General features: G+C 41.9%; 20 protein-coding genes and 2 other annotated features. Of the genes, 1 reads left to right on the top strand and 19 read right to left on the bottom strand.

Features of this window, described 5'->3' with window-relative positions:
- Positions 1-67 precede the first annotated feature (67 nt).
- On the bottom strand, positions 68-724 hold the full coding sequence (locus ACTU7M_RS06915; protein WP_443473648.1) for an adaptor protein MecA: 657 nt from the start codon (positions 722-724) through the stop codon (positions 68-70).
- A 172-nt stretch (positions 725-896) separates the two neighbouring features.
- Positions 897-1298 carry a transcriptional regulator SpxA gene (gene spxA, locus ACTU7M_RS06910; RefSeq protein WP_443473647.1) on the bottom strand — a complete coding sequence of 134 codons (402 nt, stop codon included), beginning with the start codon at positions 1296-1298 and terminating at the stop codon, positions 897-899.
- A 329-nt stretch (positions 1299-1627) separates the two neighbouring features.
- Here spxA and trpS point away from each other — a divergent pair, with 329 nt between their 5' ends.
- On the top strand, positions 1628-2611 hold the full coding sequence (gene trpS / locus ACTU7M_RS06905) for a tryptophan--tRNA ligase (RefSeq protein ID WP_443473646.1): 984 nt from the start codon (positions 1628-1630) through the stop codon (positions 2609-2611).
- Positions 2612-2769: 158 nt separating this feature from the next.
- On the opposite strand, the gene ACTU7M_RS06900 is transcribed toward trpS, so the two are convergent.
- From ACTU7M_RS06900 to polA, 17 genes are all read right to left on the bottom strand, one after another.
- Entirely contained in the window at positions 2770-3177 is a 408-nt protein-coding gene (locus ACTU7M_RS06900; protein WP_443473645.1) for a secondary thiamine-phosphate synthase enzyme YjbQ, read from the bottom strand.
- A gap of 12 nt (positions 3178-3189) precedes the next feature.
- On the bottom strand, positions 3190-4203 hold the full coding sequence (locus ACTU7M_RS06895; RefSeq protein ID WP_443473644.1) for a lipoate--protein ligase: 1014 nt from the start codon (positions 4201-4203) through the stop codon (positions 3190-3192).
- 23 nt (positions 4204-4226) lie between these two features.
- Complete coding sequence (locus ACTU7M_RS06890; protein ID WP_443473643.1) at positions 4227-4949, bottom strand: MBL fold metallo-hydrolase; 723 nt, start codon at positions 4947-4949, stop codon at positions 4227-4229.
- A gap of 87 nt (positions 4950-5036) precedes the next feature.
- Positions 5037-6461 carry a protoporphyrinogen/coproporphyrinogen oxidase gene (locus tag ACTU7M_RS06885; RefSeq protein ID WP_443473642.1) on the bottom strand — a complete coding sequence of 475 codons (1425 nt, stop codon included), beginning with the start codon at positions 6459-6461 and terminating at the stop codon, positions 5037-5039.
- 130 nt (positions 6462-6591) lie between these two features.
- The gene (locus tag ACTU7M_RS06880; RefSeq protein WP_443473641.1) at positions 6592-8061 is read right to left on the bottom strand and encodes an NAD-dependent succinate-semialdehyde dehydrogenase; all 1470 of its coding nucleotides are present in this window, start codon (positions 8059-8061) and stop codon (positions 6592-6594) included.
- Between the two features lie 106 nt (positions 8062-8167).
- Complete coding sequence (gene rplT / locus ACTU7M_RS06875; protein ID WP_443473640.1) at positions 8168-8527, bottom strand: 50S ribosomal protein L20; 360 nt, start codon at positions 8525-8527, stop codon at positions 8168-8170.
- Between the two features lie 54 nt (positions 8528-8581).
- The gene (gene rpmI, locus ACTU7M_RS06870; protein WP_166062168.1) at positions 8582-8782 is read right to left on the bottom strand and encodes a 50S ribosomal protein L35; all 201 of its coding nucleotides are present in this window, start codon (positions 8780-8782) and stop codon (positions 8582-8584) included.
- A gap of 27 nt (positions 8783-8809) precedes the next feature.
- Positions 8810-9331, bottom strand: a complete 522-nt coding sequence (gene infC / locus ACTU7M_RS06865; protein ID WP_443473639.1) for a translation initiation factor IF-3 — start codon at positions 9329-9331, stop codon at positions 8810-8812.
- Between the two features lie 26 nt (positions 9332-9357).
- Positions 9358-9492: a sequence feature (ribosomal protein L20 leader region), on the bottom strand.
- 56 nt (positions 9493-9548) lie between these two features.
- Positions 9549-10736, bottom strand: a complete 1188-nt coding sequence (locus ACTU7M_RS06860) for an amidohydrolase (RefSeq protein WP_443473638.1) — start codon at positions 10734-10736, stop codon at positions 9549-9551.
- Between the two features lie 426 nt (positions 10737-11162).
- Entirely contained in the window at positions 11163-13097 is a 1935-nt protein-coding gene (gene thrS / locus ACTU7M_RS06855) for a threonine--tRNA ligase (protein ID WP_443473637.1), read from the bottom strand.
- Between the two features lie 64 nt (positions 13098-13161).
- Positions 13162-13376 (bottom strand) — a binding site (T-box leader).
- Between the two features lie 49 nt (positions 13377-13425).
- Entirely contained in the window at positions 13426-14352 is a 927-nt protein-coding gene (dnaI, locus tag ACTU7M_RS06850; RefSeq protein WP_443473636.1) for a primosomal protein DnaI, read from the bottom strand.
- Positions 14352-15746, bottom strand: a complete 1395-nt coding sequence (locus tag ACTU7M_RS06845; protein WP_443473635.1) for a replication initiation and membrane attachment family protein — start codon at positions 15744-15746, stop codon at positions 14352-14354. Before ACTU7M_RS06845 ends, dnaI begins: the two co-directional genes overlap by 1 nt.
- A complete protein-coding gene (gene nrdR, locus ACTU7M_RS06840; RefSeq protein WP_443473634.1) occupies positions 15743-16225 on the bottom strand; it encodes a transcriptional regulator NrdR in 483 nt (160 codons plus the stop codon). The genes ACTU7M_RS06845 and nrdR overlap by 4 nt, the downstream gene beginning before the upstream one ends.
- A 54-nt stretch (positions 16226-16279) precedes the next feature.
- Positions 16280-16876 (bottom strand): dephospho-CoA kinase, encoded by a 597-nt coding sequence (gene coaE / locus ACTU7M_RS06835; protein WP_443473633.1) that lies wholly within the window; start codon positions 16874-16876, stop codon positions 16280-16282.
- A complete protein-coding gene (gene mutM, locus ACTU7M_RS06830) occupies positions 16873-17733 on the bottom strand; it encodes a DNA-formamidopyrimidine glycosylase (RefSeq protein ID WP_443473632.1) in 861 nt (286 codons plus the stop codon). Before mutM ends, coaE begins: the two co-directional genes overlap by 4 nt.
- Positions 17711-18997 carry an MFS transporter gene (locus ACTU7M_RS06825; RefSeq protein WP_443473631.1) on the bottom strand — a complete coding sequence of 429 codons (1287 nt, stop codon included), beginning with the start codon at positions 18995-18997 and terminating at the stop codon, positions 17711-17713. The genes mutM and ACTU7M_RS06825 overlap by 23 nt, the downstream gene beginning before the upstream one ends.
- Before the next feature lie 37 nt (positions 18998-19034).
- The gene (gene polA, locus ACTU7M_RS06820; protein WP_443473630.1) at positions 19035-21686 is read right to left on the bottom strand and encodes a DNA polymerase I; all 2652 of its coding nucleotides are present in this window, start codon (positions 21684-21686) and stop codon (positions 19035-19037) included.
- Between the last annotated feature and the right edge of the window lie 13 nt (positions 21687-21699).

Below are 21699 nucleotides of genomic sequence, written 5' to 3'. Positions count from 1 at the left end.
TTTTCCCATTATAACATTGAAAAAAAATCGAGACAGAGTTTTTTTATACTCTGTCTCGATTTATAGGTTATTTGAAATAGTGACGGGCACTTTCAAGTGCATCTTTGTGCATAATCAATTTGCCGTATTCTCCCAAAACTTCAGCTGAAATACTGGATTCTTCACCAAATTCAAGAATGACCGCTATTTGTGTTTCTAGATTCGTCTCAGTCATTTCTTCAATGAAGAAGTCGATTGCCAAGTAATAAGCATCTTGATAATGATACAGTGTCGAATTTCCACTCTCAAGGTAGAAGCGTTTGGATGCTTCGATAAAATCTTCAAATTCATTGAATTTGATCATCATATCAAGGATACCCAGTTCATTTTCTTCTAGTAGTGGTTCAGTTTTATCTTCGCTTATATTCTCAGTATGTTGATTCATGATATCCAGGATATGCTCTGTTGGATCAAAATCATCTTCATCAAAAGTGTCTATTTCATCAGTGTCACCTTTACTAATGAATAATTCAAGGCCACTTCCTTTAGGCAGCACTTGGAAAGTGATGGCATCTGTTTCCAGAAACTGATTATCAACATCCACTTCTTCTAATATACTATAAAAGAAGCTTTCGATTTGTTTTTGATTCCCGAGTAAGTCCAAGAAAGTGATCCCTCGTTCTTCCAGGTCGGAACTTTCAATGACTACGCGAATCGTATTCTCGTTAACGTTCTCCATTTCCATGATGCTACACCTCTTTTCTGTACTATCATTGTAACAGGATGAATACTTTAACACCATCCATCCGTCTCCAAATTATACCGCAATAGGTAACGGTTTGCAATGCGATGGATGCTGGTTTGCGAGCAAAAAAAGCACACCCCTTCGGGTATGCTCGAATTGTTGAAAGTCGAAATTAATAGAAGTTAGCTAGCTCTTGTGCTTTCTTAAGCTCAACAGCACGTACTTCTCTTGGTAAGAAGCGACGAATTTCGTCTTCATTATATCCCACTTGCAATCTTTTATCGTCTAGAATAATAGGTCGACGTAATAGTCCGGGATTTTCCTGAATAAGTGTGAACAAATTGTTCAGTGGTAACTCATCGAGATCCACGTTCATTTCCTGGAATGCTTTAGAACGGGTCGAGATGATTTCCTCTGTACCTTCTTCAGTCATTTTCAAAATCTCTTTAATCTCGATTTGAGAGAGAGGTTCTGAGAAAATGTTGCGTTCTGTGTATGGAATGTTATTTTCTTCCAGCCACGCACGCGCTTTACGGCAAGAAGTACAGCTTGGTGAAGTATATAGAGTAACCATAAATGGATCTCTCCTTTCCTGTAAGCGATTGTTCTTCTTTTACTAAGGGTTTGCCTTATAAATAGAATTATACACCATGTATATTTAATTGGCTAGCCCTTTTCGAAAGTTTTTTCAAATTTCCGCCACAAGTTGTTCATAAACATTTGTTTTGTTTTTCTATAGAAACCCAATTTTACAGCCATTCGCGCTTTTTTCGCCTTTATACCAACATTTTTAAATTGTAATTATTATAAATAAGGGAGTGCGATATGAGGGTTTTTTTATTGTGTCATGAAGTGAAAAAATACGCTATAATGAATGAGTAGAAAATAGGAGTGTGATTTTAGTTGAAGAAAAAAGTCTTTTCAGGCGTACAACCAAGCGGAACGGTAACCATTGGTAATTACATCGGCGCAATTAAAAACTTTGTGGCTTTACAAGATGATTATGACTGTACATACTGTATCGTTAACCAACATGCAATAACGGTGCCCCAAGATCCAAAAGAATTAAAAGAACGGACACGCGGTCTGGCAGCTCTGTATATTGCCTGTGGTGTTGATCCGGAAAAATCAATCATCTTTGTTCAGTCCGAGGTTCCTGCGCATGCACAGGCTGCATGGATCGTTCAATGTAATACATACATTGGCGAATTAGAAAGAATGACGCAATTCAAGGACAAATCTGCTAAACAAGATGCTATTTCGGCTGGATTGTTGACTTATCCGCCTTTGATGGTAGCGGACATTGTGCTTTATGATGCTGATTTAGTTCCAGTAGGCGAAGACCAAAAACAACATTTGGAATTGACGCGTGATTTCGTCCAACGTTTCAACAACCGTTATGAAGGTGAGTTGGTTATGCCTGAACCCTTTATTCCTAAAGCCGGCGGTCGCATTATGAGCCTACAAGACCCGACAAGCAAGATGAGTAAATCTGATAAAAATCTAAAAGGCTTTATATCAATGTTGGACGATCCAAAAGTTATCCGCAAAAAAATCAAGAGTGCTAAAACAGATTCCAGTGGTGTTATCGAATATGATAAAGAAAACAAACCCGGTATATCCAATCTGTTGACCATTTTCGCTAACTTCAGCAACAAATCGATTCCAGAATTGGAACAAGAATTTGCTGGCAGTGGCTATGGTGATTTCAAGGAAAAACTGGCAGACGCTGTGATTGCTGTTCTTGAACCGATTCAGGAACGCTACTCCAAATTGATGGAGTCGGACGAACTGGATCATATTCTTGACAAAGGTGCAAAGCGCGCAAATGAGTATGCCAGCAAAACACTTGACCGCATGGAGACAGCCATGGGATTGAAAAGATAATTAAAAAACCAAGCTATTGACACAAGGCCAATAGCTTGGTTTTTTATTATAGATAGGCATCAGTCTGCACAACTATTTACTTTTTTGAAATAGCTATGCAGACTATTCAAAAAGTCTGCACAACTTTTGCCTATTTAGCATTAGTTATGCAGACTCCTTTATCCTTCAATAATTTTTACATAAAATGTCCGATTTCTTGGTCCGTCAAATTCAGCAAAGTAAACACTCTGCCATGTTCCTAAAATCAATTCCCCATTAGCCAGAATTAACGTTTCACTAACTCCAACCACTGATGATTTCATATGCCCATCCGAGTTTCCCTCCATATGGACATAATCAGCCCGATTAGGGAAAGTTTCATCCAAGCCCAGTTTCAAATCCGTCTTAACATCTGGGTCAGCATTTTCATTAATCGTAATCGCAGCTGTTGTGTGTGGACAATAGATCAACACGATTCCATCGAGAACCCCACTATCGCGAACCGCTTCATTCAAATAATGGTCCAAGTTAGTAAAAGACTGCCTCTGATGCGTCTTGATTTGAAACTTAAAAAGATTTTTCGCCATGCCCATCAACTCCTATTCAGCAAAAATAGAGTCAACCAATTCTTCTGCAGTTACAGAACCAAAATATTTTTTCAAGTTAAGTGAGTCAAATTTCTCACGTAAATCGGTTTTGGTATATTTTGTGCCTACCAAAGCTTCTTCCACATCAGAAATTTCGCCCAAACCAAAGAAGTCACCGTATACTTTTGCTTCAGCAATTTTCCCGGATTTGATATTGAATAAGAAGTCGATTGTCCCGATTGGGAAACGACGACGTACTTCGATTTCAAACTTCGGTGATTTACCGTAATTCCAGTCCCAGTTTCCGAAATACTCTTCACGAATTTCATAAACCCGTTTCCAGTCTTCTTCCGTTAAATGGTACTCTTTCACATCTTCACGATTTTCCACCTCAAAAATATGTAAGAGTAATGCGTCCCGGAATTCTTCTGTTGTCATGTCTTTGTAAGCATCATCCACAAACGGTTTGATATTGGTCACACGACTGCGGACAGATTTAATCCCTTTTGACTCAATCTTATCCTTACGCGGTTTTAATGCATTTGAAACAGCATCAAGGTCCGAATCAAATAAAATCGTTCCGTGAGCGGTCATACGACCATTCGTTGAATACATCGCATTGCCGGAGAACTTTTGTTCACCGATTGTTAAGTCATTGCGGCCTTTAAGAGCAGCATCTTTTACGCCCGCTTTATGTAAAAAAGCAATAACAGGTTCTGTAAATTTAGCAAAATCACGGAAAGAGTCTCCATCGTCTTCAGTTATGAAGCAGAATGAGAAGTTCCCCAAATCATGATAAACCGCCCCGCCACCAGACATACGGCGCACAACGTGAATATTATTTTCTTCTACGTATGCTTGATTAATTTCTTCAATCGTATTTTGGTTACGCCCGATGATGATGGATGGTTCATTAATATAAAAAAGCAAAATTGGCTCATCCAAAACTTTCTCTTTCAATAAATATGTTTCCAAAGCAATATTCACACTTGGATCAAAGTGATTTTGATTATCTACAAAATACATGCAATACCGTCTCCTCTACCTATTTAAATAATGATTTGTAAATCTTTTTCAGCAAGTTGCACTGATATATGTGGGGCTGAGGCCTGTGCGTCCTCAAGTATCTGCGACCAATTTCCACCTGGCGGTAAATGGGTTAAAATCAATTTCTGGACATTTGCAGCTTCAGCGATCTTTCCAACTTCCAGGGGAGTCATATGTACCTTATGACCTTCTTGCCCACGGAAAAAATTCGTATCGGCCAAAAGGACATCCGCATTTTTTGAAAAAGGGATGAATGCTTCCAAGTAACCAGAATCAGCGGTAAAGACTAACTTTTTACCCGTTTCCTCTTCCGTTATAGCTAGTGCATAACACGGGACAGGATGAGCTGTTTTTAAGAAAGAAATGCGGAAAGGGCCAATCGTAATTGGTTCGTTCCCTTCGTAATCTATTCCTTTAGTGAAAGTATGGTCCCGTAATTGATGCAACGGGGACTCAGTATGTCCGTAAATAGGCAGCACTTTGTCCGGTTCTTTAAGTTGAAAGATATGTTGCAACACACCCATATCCGCAATGTGGTCTGGATGATAATGCGTTAAAATGAGTGCATCCAATTTTTTCGGATCAAGATGCTTTTCCAGTGCCAGGACCGCACCGCTACCAACATCCATCAATAAGTGGAAACCGTGTGATTCGAGGAGATACGCTGTCGTACCCACTCCATCAGCCGGATATCCGCCCATAAAACCCAAGATTGTTAACTTCATAAAGTTATCCCCCTTACAGGTTAAATTGTCTATTATTAGTATAACATTGTTAGGTAGCAAAAGAACTTTAGAAATCCTTTTCGATTTCTAAAGTTCTTTTATGTGTGATTTCATATAGGTGATTGCTTCATGTGCCAAACGTTGCCCTTCTTTAATGGCATTGGGCATACCATAGCCATGGAACCCATTACCTCCCAAAAAGAACCCGCGCGCATTCATATTTTCTTTCTGCTTTTCCTCATTTTTATAGAGTAATTGTCTTTCACTTGGGGTTAAGTGGGGTACTGATTTTAACCACCGATATATTTTGGCAGAAACATAAGTCCCCTTCAACGCTAAAATTTCTTTTAATTCAGTACTGATGATCGTCAGTAGTGCTTCATCGGGCAATTGAATAATCGTATCTTCTTGGCGTCGACCTATTTCCACCAACACTAAATCATATTCCGCATCCTTTAAAGAAGGCCATTTACGGTTCAACAGCGTCGCTTTAGTGACATGGAAAGAACTTCGTTTCGGAACCACAAAACCATAACCATCCGGATAATGATTAATGGCGCCTTTTTCAAAACGAAGCAGAATCGTTGCCATCGAAGCCGTTTGTGGCCTTGGAATATCCAGTAATGACTCTTCGCCTTGATTAATCAGTGTAAAGGCATCAGACAAAGACATTGTCGAAATGATAGCTTTGGCCCGGAGGCTCTCATTATGATTTAACGTCATCAAAAAGACATCATCATCCATTTTCGAGAGATTACTCACCGTTTTTCCGGTCAAAATATTGTCTGGCATTCTATCAGTTAAGGCCTGCACAAGCGTGGACATACCACCCTTTAAATTGAATTCCGTTGCCTCACCATCCATTACATGGTCTAATTCAACTTCTTTTAAGGTATAACGGCTATCCGTGTGTTCAAAAAGTTTGATTAGATTATGGTCAAAAAATGTAGGCGGACACAACTCCATGGACCCAAACACATTTTCAGGATAATGGGGATAAGCAATCATCGTACTGACCGCTTTACAAAAACGATATTCTAAAAACTCTGCGGTGGTCGCTTCCGGATTTCGTTCCAGTTTCATGCTGTTGAAAGAATGATTAATTAATACAGAAAGCTTATCGCTTAAAGATAATTCTTTTTCGTGCAGAATATCGGTTAGTTGAATCGGAATCCCATGATAACTTGGTTTATTTGAACTTACAAATTCACCCGCACTGAAACGGTCCAACTTACCGCCAGTACTGAACTGGATTTCGTCTTCCAGACCTAATTCACGTAAAAAAGGGCGAATATCGTCTCTGCGAACATCAAAGCTACTGGCCCCCACATCCACAGGTCCATCAGAAGTATTAACGGTTTTAATGATACCGCCAATCCGGTCTCTCTTATCAAGCAAAATAAATTCGAACGGTAATTGTTCCGCTTCAATTCGTTTATTTACTTCATAGGCCGCTACAAGCCCGCTCAAGCCACTACCTAAAATAGCGATTCTCTTTTTTCCACGAAGCACTTTCTCACCTTCTCTGCGCAGTTAGTCACCCCTATCATATCCTATTTACCAATATAAAGCAGTGAACAATTTGTGACAAAAATAAAATAAAAAAGAACCGGATTAAATGATCCGATTCTAATTATTATCATTAATCTTGAAAGTATGCGGTATGGACAAATTTTATTTCGAGGAATTCGGCAATACCCTGTCGTCCATTTTCACGACCCAGACCGGAAAACTTAACGCCTCCAAAGGGAGTTTCGGAATGAGAGACCGCCACATTGTTAATAGCCACTAAGCCATATTCCAACGCATGGCTGATTTTTTCAGCGCGATACAGGTCTTTGGTGAATACGTATGAAGCCAAACCGAAATCAGAATCATTAGCCATTTCGATGACTTGATCCTCACCTTTAAACGTTATGAGAGGAATGATGGGCCCAAATGTTTCTTCATAGAATATGGTCATTTCTTTGGTTACACCGTCCAGGACAGTGGGTTTATAGAAGAAACCATTGGCATACTCCCCTTCCTCCAGGCGGCTACCACCCGTTAAAACTTCTGCTCCTTTTTTCACGGCATCTTCAAGTTGGGCGTCAATCGTTTCCCGAGCCTCATCATTAATCAGGGGACCAGTGACTACACCCTCGTCCTGGCCATTTCCAACCTTTACTTCATTAACAGCCGCGACTAGTTGCTTTGTAAACTCTGCTTTTATTCCATCTTCAATAAATATACGATTTGGTGATGTACACGCTTGACCGTTATTACGGAACTTCATCTTAATGAGCATTTCCACTGTTTCTTTAATAGGAGCATCTTTGAAAACGATGAAAGGTGCATGCCCTCCTAGTTCCAATGATATTTTCTTCAACGTTTTACCGGACTGATTATAAAGGATTTGACCTACTTCAGTTGAACCCGTAAAGGTTAATTTACGAACATCTTTGCTTTCAGCGAACGTTTCTCCGATTTCACTGGCGGATCCCATCACCAAGTTGGCAACCCCCGCTGGCAATCCCGCTTCTTCGAACAATTCAAAAAGCGCTATAGCTGATAAAGGTGTATTACCAGCTGGCTTAAGTACGACTGTACATCCGGCTGCAATCGCAGGTGCGATTTTACGGATAATCATATTGGATGGGAAATTCCAGGGGGTTATGGCTCCGACCACACCTACTGGTTGTTTGCGGACCTCAAATTTATGCTGGTTGGGTGCCGGAATGATTTCCCCATAAATACGACGTGCTTCTTCAGCATTCCAATGCATATTATCCACGTTTGTTTTTATTTCACCTTTTGCCTCTTGAAGTGGTTTACCTTGTTCAAGCGTCATGATCAAGGCTAATTTGTCCGCATTCGCTTCAATTAAATCCCCAATATCATGCAATATTTTGACACGTTCCTGAAGCTCCATCCCGGACCAAAGCGGGAACGCCTTTTTCGCAGCAGTGATGGCTCTATTGACATCTCCTTTGTCACCTTGTGAAACATCTATAAGCGTTTCCCCGGTAGCCGGGTTGATGACTGATTTTGGTTCTTTAGAACCCTTTTCCCATTTTCCATCGATGAACATTTCGGTATGAATAGCGGGTAAGGATTTTCTTTCTTTATGCATAACAAGACCTCCAGTTGTGATTTCGCTTACAATATTAACGTATCACAATTTCGGGATAAAACAAAAAAAGTTATCCCCCGAAGGAAATAACTTTTGAAAGTTTGAATTATTTATTCAAAGCTGTTTTAGCTTGGTCAGCGATAGCTGTGAAAGCTGTTGAATCGTTAACTGCTAGTTCTGCTAGCATTTTACGGTTCATTTCAACACCAGCTAGTTTCAAACCGTGCATCATTTGGCTGTAGCTCAAACCGTTCATACGAGCTGCTGCGTTGATACGTGTAATCCATAGACGACGGAAATTACGTTTAGTTTGGCGACGGTCTCTATATGCGTACATATAAGATTTCATCACTTGTTGTTTAGCTGTTTTAAATAATGTATGTTTTGAACCATAATAGCCTTTAGCCAATTTTAGAACTTTTTTGCGGCGTTGGCGTGTTACTGTTCCACCTTTTACACGTGGCATGGTAATTCCTCCTTATGAGAACATCTTGTTCTCTACTGATTTTCTGATTTTAAATTATTTCATTTGTGACAATTGTTGGCTGATACGTTTCATGTCAGATGCGTGTACCATTGACGGTTGACGCAATTGACGTCTTTGTTTTTTAGTTTTTCCGTGGAATCTATGGCTTGTGAAAGCACTGTAGCGTTTCAAACCACCATTACCAGTTCTTTTGAAACGTTTAGCAGATCCGCGGTGTGTCTTTTGTTTTGGCATTAGTCTTCCTCCTAAAAAAATAAATTGTTACTTCTCTTGTGTTGGTGCCAGCATCAAGAACATACTTCTACCATCCATACGTGGTTTGCTTTCAACTGAGGATACATCTGCTAGTTCAGATGCTAGGCGGTCCAGGACTTTTTGTCCGATTTCTTTATGTGTGATTGCACGTCCTCTAAAACGAATCGATGCTTTCACTTTGTCGCCTTTTTCCAAGAATTTACGTGCATTACGCAATTTCGTTTGGAAATCATTCTCATCAATGGACGGACTTAGACGCACTTCTTTGATGTTGACCACTTTTTGGTTTTTACGAGCTTCCCGTTCGCGTTTTTGTTGATCGAAACGGAATTTCCCGTGATCCATAATACGGGCTACAGGCGGTTTTGCATTTGGCGACACGATTACGAGATCCAAGTTTTCGGCTTCTGCCAATTGCAGAGCTTCGGCTTTTGTTTTAACTCCTACTTGTTCACCATCGCTACCGATTACACGAAGTTCGCGTGCTCGGATTCCGTCATTTACCATCATATCTTTAGCTATGGTCATTCACCTCCATGATTTATGAGAGAAAAGCGCAGAAAAATAGGCGGATATCTCCGATACCCGCCCAATAATGTCACAGCACAATGACTGCAACAAACTTGTACATATCTGGCCCAAGGACAAGCGTCAACTTAGGCGAGAAGCGGGTGCTTCTGCTTGTATTTTCTCAACTGCTATATCTTACTACTTTTTTCATGACTTGTCAAACTTTTTCAGAAAATTATTTTCCAAGTGCACTTAGGGTAATGTCCCCAACTGTTTTAGCCGCAACCAGCAGCGCTTTTTCATCGATATCGAACTTCGGATGGTGATTCATATAGATTTCATCCGTATCCGGCTTCGCCCCGATATTGATAAAGGCTCCCGGGATTTTCAGTAAATATTGACCGAAGTCCTCTGCCCCGTTGTTAGGAGGTGTCAGGACAGCTTTCGTCAAATAATCACCAACGCCGCGTTCATTCATTACTTTGGCAGCTGCCTCAGTCTGTTCGGGGTGGTTGTAGACCGGTGGGTAATCCCAAGCGTAGTCTACTTCGGTTTTAACGCCGTAGCCTTCTTCCAATCCACGAGCCAATTTACGAACTTCTTCTTCAATTTTCTTTCCCACTTCGATATCCATGTAACGGGCATCCCCGTACAAGGTCAAGCTATCTTTAATCACATTGCTGACGCCTTGGCCTTCGAAAGAACCGATTGTGACAACCGCCATGTCAAATGGATTGATGCGACGCGATACGACCGTCTGTAAATTCATCACGAATGAAGAAGCCGCTACGATGGCATCGTTACTCATATGTGGCATTGAACCATGGCCGCCTTTACCTTGAATCTTGACTGTTAACTCGCTACAGCCGGCATAAGCCCAACCGTTCGCATACTGAATTTCGCCCGTTTCAAAGTCCGGATAAAAATGCACGCCATAAATCTCATCAACATCATCCAATTCACCGGATTCGACCATGCTCTTCGCACCACCCGGTCCTACTTCCTCAGCATTTTGATGAACAATTTTAATCGTCCCTGCCCATTCATCTTTTAATTCAATAAAACAATCCGCCAACGTCATTAAATAAGCCGTATGGCCATCATGTCCGCATGCATGCATCACGCCTGGTTTTTTTGAAGCAAATGGAAGATTTGTTTCTTCGTTGATCGGCAGAGCATCAAAGTCAGCTCTCAGTGCAATGGTTTTTCCTGGTTTGTTTCCTTTTATCGTTACAACGATGCCATAGCCGTTTCCGACATTACGTTTTACTTCAACATCTTTATCTTCATAAAATTTAGCGATTGTATCTGCCGTTTCCTTTTCCTGAAAAGAAATCTCTGGATTTTCGTGGAAGTGACGACGCAATGCAATCATCTCTGCCTCTTTTTGTTCCAATAGGGTCATTAATTTATCACGTAACATGTTTCGTCCCCTTTCAAAAATACGGTAGTTCCATTTAATAATTTATTTTAGCACAAATGAAGATAGATGGCGTATAAAAATATTGAAGTGCGACGTTCGTGAGTCTCGTTCGATGCTAAACGCCGCTTTTTTGCTGAAAATGCGGCGTTAAATTATTTCCTGAGCTCGCATCGCCGCACTTTTCCCAAAAATGCGGCGTTCCAGATTATTTTTTCTTCTGAACGCCGCATCCAGTCCAAATAAACAAGGGTTTGGCAAATAACTCCCGGCCCCGCCTATTTAACCGAATATTTGCTTCGTAAACGTGCTCAAAAAGGCAGCCCCGGCGTCACTTCACGAATAAAGCTTAGATGGTCTGCGACCATCTTCCGCTTATTCGCTCCAGTAATCCGGGGCTAAACGCCTTTTTTTCCACTCTACTGTTTGTTATTTAAAGTTCTTGATTTCGTCTTCAACGGACGCTAAGTACGCGTCTGATCCCATCGTATTCATTTCTTTTGAACCGTAACGGCGAACAGTCAAAGTATTTTCAGCAACTTCCTTGTCCCCTATTACGATTTGATAAGGAATTTTTTGTGTTTGGGAGGTACGGATTTTGTAACCCATTTTCTCGTTACGATCGTCCACTTCCACACGCATCCCCATGCGGTCCATTTGTGCTTTCAATTCATAAGCGCGATCAGCATGGTGTTCCACACTTACTGGAATGATGGTTGCTTGGACCGGCGCCAACCAAGTTGGGAATGCCCCTTTGTATTCTTCAATCAAGTACGCTACAAAACGTTCCATTGTCGAAATAACGCCACGGTGGATAACAACCGGACGGTGGTTATTTTCACCATCTTCACCCACATAAGTTAAATCGAAACGTTCTGGCAATAAGAAGTCCAATTGGATTGTGGACATCGTTTCTTCCACCCCAATGGCTGTCTTGAATTGAACATCCAATTTAGGTCCGTAGAAAGCTGCTTCGCCGACAGCTTCGAAATATTCCAAGCCCATGTCGTCCATCGCTTCTTTCAACATGCTCTCTGCTTTTTCCCACATTACGTCATCATCAAAGTATTTTTCTTTGTCTTCTGGATCACGGTAGCTCAAACGGAAACGGTAGTCGGTAATCTTGAAGTCTTTATAAACATCCAGCACCAACTGCAATGTCCGCTTGAATTCGTCCTTGATTTGGTCAGGGCGAACAAATACGTGCGCATCATTCAATGTCATTTCACGCACACGTTGTAAACCGGACAACGCGCCACTCTTTTCGTAACGGTGCATCATACCCAGTTCCGCGATACGGATTGGCAATTCACGATAGCTGTGAACATCATTTTTATAAATCATCATGTGATGCGGGCAGTTCATTGGACGCAGTACCAACATTTCCCCGTCACCCATATCCATTGGTGGGAACATGTCCTCATGGTAGTGATCCCAGTGACCAGAAGTTTTATACAAGTCAACGTTAGCCATGATCGGTGTGTATACGTGTTGGTAACCCAAACTCACTTCTTTATCAACGATATAGCGTTCCAATGTACGACGGATTGTCGCACCTTTTGGCAACCAGAATGGCAAACCTGAACCGACTTCAGGAGAAATCATGAACAAGTCCAATTCTTTTCCTAATTTACGGTGATCGCGTAGTTTTGCTTCTTCACGCATTTTCAAGAATTCTGCCAAAGCTTTCTTGTCGAAAAATGCCGTTCCGTATACCCGTTGCATCATTTTGTTGTCCGAATTTCCGCGCCAATATGCCCCTGCCAAGGACAATAATTTGAATATTTGGATTTTACCAGTGGATGGCACATGGATACCACGGCACAAATCGATGAAGTTTTCTTGTTGGTAAACAGTGATCACTTCATCTTCTGGTAAAGCAGTAATCAATTCCACCTTATAAGGGTCTTTACCAAAGATTTCCAAAGCTTCAGCACGTGAAACAACACGGCGAACAATAGGATGGTTTTCACGGACGATTTTTTGCATTTCTGCTTCAACGTCTGTCAATTGTTCTTCTGTTAGTTGGTTTTCCATATCCGTATCATAGTAGAAACCTGTTTCTATTGCCGGACCTACCCCGAAATGAACATCCGGGAATAAACGTGTCATCGCATGTGCCAACAAATGCGCACTTGAGTGGCGCAAAATACCCAGAGCATCTTCGTGATCTGGAGTAACGATTTCCAACGTGCCATCTTCTTCCAACGCACGCTCAAAATCAACCAATTCTCCGTTGAATTTACCGGCTAGCGCTTTTTTAGCCAAGCTGTTGCTGATGCTTTTCGCCACATCCTGGACAGTAATCCCTTTTTCAAATGCTTTTACATTTCCATCAGGGAAAGTGATTTTAATTTCTGACATCCTAATTCCTCCATATAAATCATAATAAATACAAAAAAAGTCCCATTTCCAGAGACTCCTCCAGAAATGGGACGTACAAATTGACGTGGTTCCACCCAAATTTAGCTTCCGATAATATCGAAAACTCTTCAGCGCGTTAACGGTGCGGACCGGAACAACATACTAAATTCCGCTGTTCTCTCGAAAGGGGTACAATCAAAAGGTCATTGAGATGTTCCACCAACCCATCTCTCTCTAAAAATGCTCACTTTGGATGCATGTCTTTCTCATCGATTTCATTAATTTCTAGTACATTAAAACACGAACCCACATGAAATGCAAGTCAGGATTAATCATTTAGGCGACGATTTTTGCCCGTCATCTGCACTTCCTGTGCCAAGAAGCGAATCCGTTCCATCAAGCGTTTTGCTTTAATCGGTTCATCATCACCACGGTTGCCCATACGCAAATGTTGTTCCAACTCGGAAAAATTCAAATTCGACGTGAAGAAAGTGGGCAAATGTTCCTGCATCCGATGTTGTAAAATAACACCCAAAATCTCATCACGCACCCACGTTGAATTGATTTCTGCCCCGATATCGTCCAGCATCAAAATATCGCTCTTTTTGATAAGGTCCAATTTCTCGGGAACCGTATTGTCGGCAATCGCTGCTTTCATTTCCTGTGTGAAGGTTGGATAATGCATCATCGTCGTTACAAATCCTTTAAGGGACAATTCATAGGCGATGGCACCCAGCAAGTACGTCTTTCCAACCCCAAACGGCCCATGAATATATAAAGCCTTGTGGAAAGAAGACGGATTCTCTGCATAAGCTTCGATAAAATCAAAAGCGTCACCCAGTACTTCCAAACGTTCTTCCGTTTGTAAAAATTGTTCCATCGTCGCTTTACGGGCTTCTTTGGAAATATTAATTGATTTGATCCGGCTGCGTAATTCTTTTTCGCGCTCCCGTTTAATGGTTGCTTGGTCTGGAACATACACCACATCGATATAGCGTGCGTTGATAGCCAGTTCAGGTTGATAGCCTGGATTTTGACCACTTTCGCCACGTGCGATTTTCCGTTTTTCCTGAACAAATTCATATAACTTCGAATAGCTGTTGGAAATCATCTCCTGTGAAATGATTTCTTCGTTTGCTTCAAGAAAATGACGGACTTCTGGATCAGCTAAAACCGAGCGAACCATTTCCTCATATTGTTTGGAAACATTCGGTTGGTTCATAAAATTTCGAAAACCTTTTCCAATGTGATCCATTAATCATCACCGGCCTTTCTACCACCCCTGAATTTCTTCAGACGTTCATTAAATCGTTTCTGTTCTTCTTCGGAAAGCAACCGCTCGCTCTGGGGTTGCGGTTGTGTACGCGTCGCCCACTCCGGTAATTTTTCAACTTTACGGACGACATTCCGGCCATATTGGCGTACAGTGCGTTTCTCAGCAGCCGCACGTTTTTGACCGACAAACTGCTTCGTTTTATTTATCGCCTCTTCAGGCAGGGTAACCCCGGATTGAACCCAGTCATTCGCGATTCTCTCCGCTACACCCTTGTTCATGGTCGGTTCACCTTGAATCACCAACATGTAATAAGTCAGCATATTCAAAACGCCTGATGATAATTCATATTGGCTGAGCAAAACATTCAACAGATGTTTCTCATTGGAAGTCACCTGTCCATTTTTTTGCGCTTTGATATCGGCGATAAATTGATAAGGTGTCAGCTTTTCCGTCATTAATACCAACTGTACTTCTTGTTCGGAATAACCACCCTTTCTAAGGGCAGCCTCGCGATTCGCGTTTTGTTTTGCGGAAGCTTCAATGGATTGTTCGACCTTATCTTTAATGACCCTTTGGGATAGTCCTTGGCTTGTACTGTCAGATGCCAAGGTTTCCAACTCCTTCGTATCGACAGCGCCCGTTTCCAGGTTCGTTGCCCGCAACAAAAGATTAGCCATCTCCTCTTCTTCAATCCCATAGAGCTTGTTAAGCACCTCAATTTGCTTGCGCAAATCTGATGTCAAAGCCTCGGGACGGAAAAATTGCGTGCCGAGCAATTGCTTCAAGTAACTGAAGTTAAAGCTCGAAATTTCTATTTGTGGTGCTTTGCCTTTCTTCGCCTCCAGCAAAGAGGAAGGTTCCAACGGCACAATCGTTCGGGCCACATCATAAACACCCACAAAAGATTGGGTGATTTTTTGCATATTGATCATATCCGGTTTTTGGAAACTGAATTGCTCTTGCAATCTTTTTAATCGGCTCTCACCCACGTGTTCCCGCAAGAGCATACGCAGTAAATCCTCTTCGAAAAACTGCTGACTGGTTACCGGCATCAAAGGTTCATAAACATATTCTTTTAAGTTATCAGATTCCCGGACATACGTATTCAACAAACCGATTCCTTCCAAACGAACCCGTGCTTGATAAAATTCGGGTATTCCGACATTTAACGTTGCCAGCAATTCCGAATGCATTTTCGACTGCTGTTTCATTTCAAAATCACCTAACAACGTCATGTACAAACTATAGGCATGCGAGCCAATTATCGGTTGATAAAGGAAAGTAATCACGCGTTTATCTACATCTGAGATAAAACACGTTTGCTGGGTAACAAAGGAATCCTTTGGGCTTAAATTTTTCCAAGGGGTATTCATTCATTACGCTCCTCTACATCTGGGCGGTTCTTTTTCTCAAGATTTTGTAATTCAGCCAGGAAGGTTTCCCGATCGGAAAACTGACGGTACACACTCGCAAAGCGGATGTAGGCGACATCGTCAATTTTAGCTAAATGATCCATTACATGTTCGCCAATAACCATGCTTGGAACTTCATTCTCTCCGGTCGCACGCAATTCACGTTCGACTTGGTCGACTATCTCTTCTAATTGTTCCAATTTGATTGGACGCTTTTCACTTGAACGTATCAGACCACGTAATAATTTTTCGCGGCTGAATTCTTCACGGGTACCATTTTTCTTGATAACGAGAAGTGGCGTTTGTTCAATCCGTTCAAATGTCGTAAAGCGATGATGGCATCTTTCGCACTCACGACGGCGGCGAATGGAATTATTTTCTTCCACGGGGCGGCTGTCCACAACTCGAGATCCATTATATTGGCATTTTGGACATTGCATCTTCTCCATACCCCTTTCTAGTCATTTTCTGTAGCTAGTATACCACAATAATGGCTATTTATTTTGATTTTTAAGCCACTTATCAACTTGTTCATAGGTCGCTTCAAGTGAACCATTATTATCAATCACAATGTCAGCCAGATTTTTTTTATCATCAATCGCGATTTGACTGGCCATTCGGTCTTTGGCTTCTTGTTCCGTTAAATTGTTTCGTGCCATCAAACGTTTTTTTTGTACCTCCGGCGTCGTGTATACGACCATAACAGCATCACAATTCTTGTCATACCCAGATTCAAACAGCAAGGGAATATCCAGAACAATTAAAGGGTGTTTTTTTTCTAATAGTTCCTGTGTTTCATTGTGAATTTGTCTCTGGATATGGTTTTGTAGTGTTTGATTCAATACCTGTCTTTTGGCTTCATCGGCAAAAATAATCGAACCTAACTTTTTCCGGTTTAAGGTGCCAACCATATTTAAGATAGCAGGACCAAAATGGGAAACGATACCTGCCAGTCCTTCTGTTCCCGGTTCAACGACTTTCCGTGCCGCCAAATCAGCATCCACCACCGGAATGCCCTTTTCGGCAAAATATCGCGACACCGTTGATTTACCGGTCGCGATACCGCCTGTTAAGCCTAGTATAAATGTCATCCTTTGGGCTCCTTTTTTTCATACAAATCGATGGAACCTTGGCAATGCGGGCAATAGTGGGTCCCACGCTGCGCCACTTTTGTCTTTTCAATCGGCGTGCCACATCTCGGACAAGCCTGGTTTGTTTTACCATAGACGTTCAATTTTACCTGGAATTTACCCGCTTCACCCAGCGTATTCTTATAGGTACGGATAGTCGTCCCGCCGGCTTCCACCGCATTGGCAATGACGTCGATAATCGCATCACGAAGGCGCTTGGTCTCCCCTTCGTTCAATTGATTCGCTGGTTTCATGGGGTTGATTTTTGCCTGAAATAACGACTCGTCTGCATAAATATTTCCGACCCCTGCAACCACATGTTGATCTAGAATCACTGCTTTAATCGAGCGTCCGGTCCGCGAAAGTTTATCGTGGAAATTATCCAAGGTAAATTGGATAGGTGTCGGCTCAGGACCCAGATTCTCAATGGGTGCATATTTTTCTTTTTTATCAATCGGCACTAAGGAAAAACGGCCAAATTTTCGAACATCCAAGTACCGCAAATCGCGGTTATCCGCTAAATGAAAAACAACATGGGTATGTTTTTGATACGGCTCGCCCGTTTTCGTAACGGTAAATTTGCCTTCCATCCGTAAATGGGAAATCATCGCCCAGTTATCCAATAAAAAAATTAAATACTTGCCACGCCGTTCAATCGTATGAATCTGCTCCCCGATCAATTCTTCCTGAAAGCGTTCAGAAGAAAACGGAGGGGTAATCATACGATTCCAAAAAACATCCACACTCGTAATGGTTGCGCCCGCCACGAGTTGGTTCAAGCCTTTTCGAACCGTCTCAACTTCTGGTAGTTCCGGCATATGCATCTCTTCTTTCTTTTTCAAAATTCGTGATTTGATACTTTTGACTCAACTTAAGGGCTGGTAGCCACATCACCAATACCAGTGAAGCCAAGACTATAAACAATGTCCAGGCTACTTGATATCCTCCGGTTAAATCGAAAATCGTTGCCACAGTAATCGATCCCAGGGTCATCCCTGCTTGTTGGGCACTTTGTACCATGCCATAGGCGCCCGCGTAATTTTCTGGTGTATACAGGGAAGCCACCAATAAGGGTCCCACTACGGTTCCAATGGAATTGGCTGTCCCGAACAAAACAGCGGCTAAAACAGCAGCCCATGCCTGGCTCGAAAATAACATAAATGCATAAACCAGTGCCAGTGAGCCCGCACTGTATATGATCGCTACTTTAATGCCAAATTTATCATCCAGCCAGCCCAACAACAATTTACCAAAAATTCCGACAATCGAATAAACCGAGATTAATAACGACCCAAACGCAGCACCGTGCCACAAAGTGAAAGCCCGGGGAAATTGTCCCAGTCCCCCACCATTTATCAATCCCGCAAATAACATCCCGATAATCAACAAAGTGAAAAATGATTTACCTACTGACTCCCGTCCACTCAGATAAATTTGCAGACTATCAAGAACCGGGGATTTATTTATTTTTCCGTTGCCAGTCAACTTCGTGAGCCCTTTGTCTTCTGGTAGGCGCTGATAAATAAAAAGCGAAACAGGTATACCAATTGCAAGCAACATCATCCCATAAATCAGATACGTATTTCGCCAGCCATAGTTTGAAATCCATTTGGAAACGAGTGGACCAAAGATGGCCCCACCCACGCTCAAGCCAGTCATGGCTAGGCTCATGGCTTTTCCACGTTGAAATTCAAACCAATTACTGACCATCATGGCAACCGGAATGATACCGACAAAAACATATGAAATGCCCATTAGAATCGAGATTAAATAATAGACCAACAGGTGATTCGAAAAACCCAGCGAGGCAATGGCAACGCCATAAACGATTGTCATTGCCAAGTGAATTTTCTTGAAATGCCTCGTACTAAGTAACCGTGATGCGACAGGTGCCAACAAAATACCGACACCCTGCATCATGGTATTCGCCAATGTAAACTGGCTCAGCGAAACACCCGTGTCTTCTGTGATGGCTGTGGCAAATAATCCCGTTAAAGAAACAGCGATTGGTGCCGAAAGAGCTAAATATATGACCGCTCCTAGAACAATCATCCATCCGTAAAAAGGTGATGCCTTTTTCATTTGAATCTCCTCCTTGGAAACGACCCCGTGCCTTTAACTACTTCGCTTCGTACCAGCTATTTCCATAATGACTATCCACCAACAAAGGTACCGATAAAGAGACTGCGTTTTCCATAATTTCCGGCACCAGTTTTTCAAGTGTTTCAATTTCTTCAGGTGGACATTCAAAGATCAACTCATCGTGTACTTGCAGTAACATGCGTGTTTTCAGATTATTATCTTTTAAAGCTTTGTTCATCCGGATCATCGCTACTTTCAGAATATCAGCCGCTGAACCCTGAATAGGTGAATTGATTGCCGTTCTTTCGGCAAAAGAACGCAAGTTGAAGTTGCTGCTATTAATATCCGGTAGATAGCGACGGCGGTGGAACAAGGTTTCCACATAGCCTTTTTCTTTCGCTTCCGCAACGATATCCGTCATAAATTGTTTAATACCGGGATATTTTTCAAAATAAGTGTCGATGAACGCCTTTGCTTGTGGTCTGGAAATGCCCAAGTTTTGGGAAAGGCCATAATCGGAAATCCCATAGACAATCCCGAAGTTTACAGCTTTGGCCTGACGACGCACATTGCCGGTTACTTCCTCTTCGTTTTCAATACCAAAGACGCGCATTGCTGTAGAGGTATGGATATCCTGACCTTCAACAAACGCCTCTTTCATGTGTTCGTCTCCAGAAATATGGGCTAATACCCGTAACTCGATTTGCGAATAGTCAGATGCAAAGATTTGCCAGCCCGGTTCTGATGGCACGAATGCCTGACGGATTTTACGTCCTTCTTCCATCCTGACCGGAATGTTTTGGAGGTTAGGATCATTGGAACTCAAACGACCGGTCTGCGTCAGTGTCTGTGTATAAATAGTATGGATTTTTCCAGTTTCAGGTTTGATGAATTTCAACAGTCCTTCAACGTAGGTTGATTGCAATTTGGCCAATTGGCGATAATCCAGAATCATTTGGGCAATCGGTGCCGAGGCACTTAGTTTTTCCAAAACATCCACAGCTGTTGAGTAGCCTGTTTTTGTTTTCTTGATAACCGGTAAGCCCATTTTTTCAAAGAGGATCACACTCAGTTGCTTAGGCGAATTGATGTTGAATTCTTCACCCGCTTCTTTATAAATATCGGCCTCAATATCAGACAAACGAATGGCGAATTCTTCTTTCATGGTTTCCAGTCGTTCTGGTTGAACAGTAATACCGGTCATTTCCATTTCCGCTAAAATAATTGCCAAAGGTAACTCCATATCAAAGTACAAATCGGTCAAGTTATTCTTTTCAAACTCGGCAAGCAATTGTGGTCGGAGAGTCTGGATAGCCTTGATTTTACGGGCCAAATGTTCGAAAACAATAGCTTTATCTTCAGGAACAGCTTGTTTTGCCCCTTTACCGTAAACCGTTTCGTCATAAGAAACTTCCGTGTAGCCATATTCCTGTGCAATCGCCGCAATATCCCGACCTGTGTCTTTGGTATTGATGATGTAGGAAGCCAATACCGTGTCAAAGTCAATCCCGTTCAGTTCGATGCCTGCATAGTGCAACATGACTTTCGTGCGTTTTGCATCATAGACGGCTTTTTTCATTGTGGCATCATTCGCCCAAGTTTTGAAGACCTCACTATTTTTGACAGTTTCGGGTGTAGCGGTATAAATGGTGTTTTCATCTCCCCATGCCACAGCCACAATCTTTCCATAGTGATAATTATCTTCCAACATTTCAACATACAAAGTCATTTCTTCCGTAAAATGTGCCTCGGTAATAGCATCCAGTGCAGTGTAAGTAATGGTTTCGAAAGAATCGGAAACATCCTCTTCCGTATGATCCAATTCGCGCAGGAACGTGTTAAAGTTCATTTCGCGGTAGAAAGTAGCTAATTGCTCTTTATCTTCCCCTGAAAGTTTTAAATCTTCAAGTGCGTAGTCAACAGGTGTAGCGAGGTCGATGGTCGCCAGTTTTTTACTCATGAAGGCTTGCTCTTTATCGTTGATCAGGTTTTCCTTCATCTTGCTTTTTTTCATGGCGTCGATATTTTCATAAAGGTTTTCGATACTGCCATATTCCTTCAATAGTTTCAATGCTGTTTTCTCACCGACTTTGGTTACGCCGGGGTAGTTATCGGAAGAGTCACCCATCAGGCCTTTCATATCAATGATTTGAAGGGGTTCTATACCCATTTCTTCACGGATTGATTCCGGTGTGTAACTTTTTAAATCGGAAACGCCTTTGACAGTGATATCAACCCGCGTTTTATCGGTCGCAAGTTGCGTCAAATCCTTGTCGCCGGTAATGATTACGACTTCGTAACCTTCTTTTTCAGCCATGCGGGCATAGGTTCCGATAATGTCATCAGCCTCGTAATTGGCAAGTTCATAGGTCTTGGAACCCTTGGCTTCGATCAAAACATTAAAGTAGGGCCACTGCTCTGCCAATTCGGATGGCATGGTCTGGCGACCGCCTTTATAGTCTTCAAAAAACTCGGTCCGAAACGTTGTTTTACCCGCATCAAAAGCGACCAACATATGTGTCGGTTCTTCAACTTCGAATAGACGAGTCAAGATACGGTTAAATGCGTATAGTGCATTGGTATGGAGTCCGTTTTGATTTTTGAATCGGTTCAGATCCAAAAGTCCGTAAAACGAACGGAAAGCAAGACTGCTCCCATCCAACAATAATAATTTCTTTTTATCTGCCATTTTATTAACATCC

The sequence above is a fragment of the Jeotgalibaca sp. A122 genome, assembly GCF_052266715.1.
In the GTDB taxonomy this organism is placed as follows: Bacteria; Bacillota; Bacilli; order Lactobacillales; family Aerococcaceae; genus Jeotgalibaca.
The sequence above is the reverse complement of the archived record's forward strand: the minus strand, read 5'-3'. Positions and strand labels throughout refer to the sequence as shown.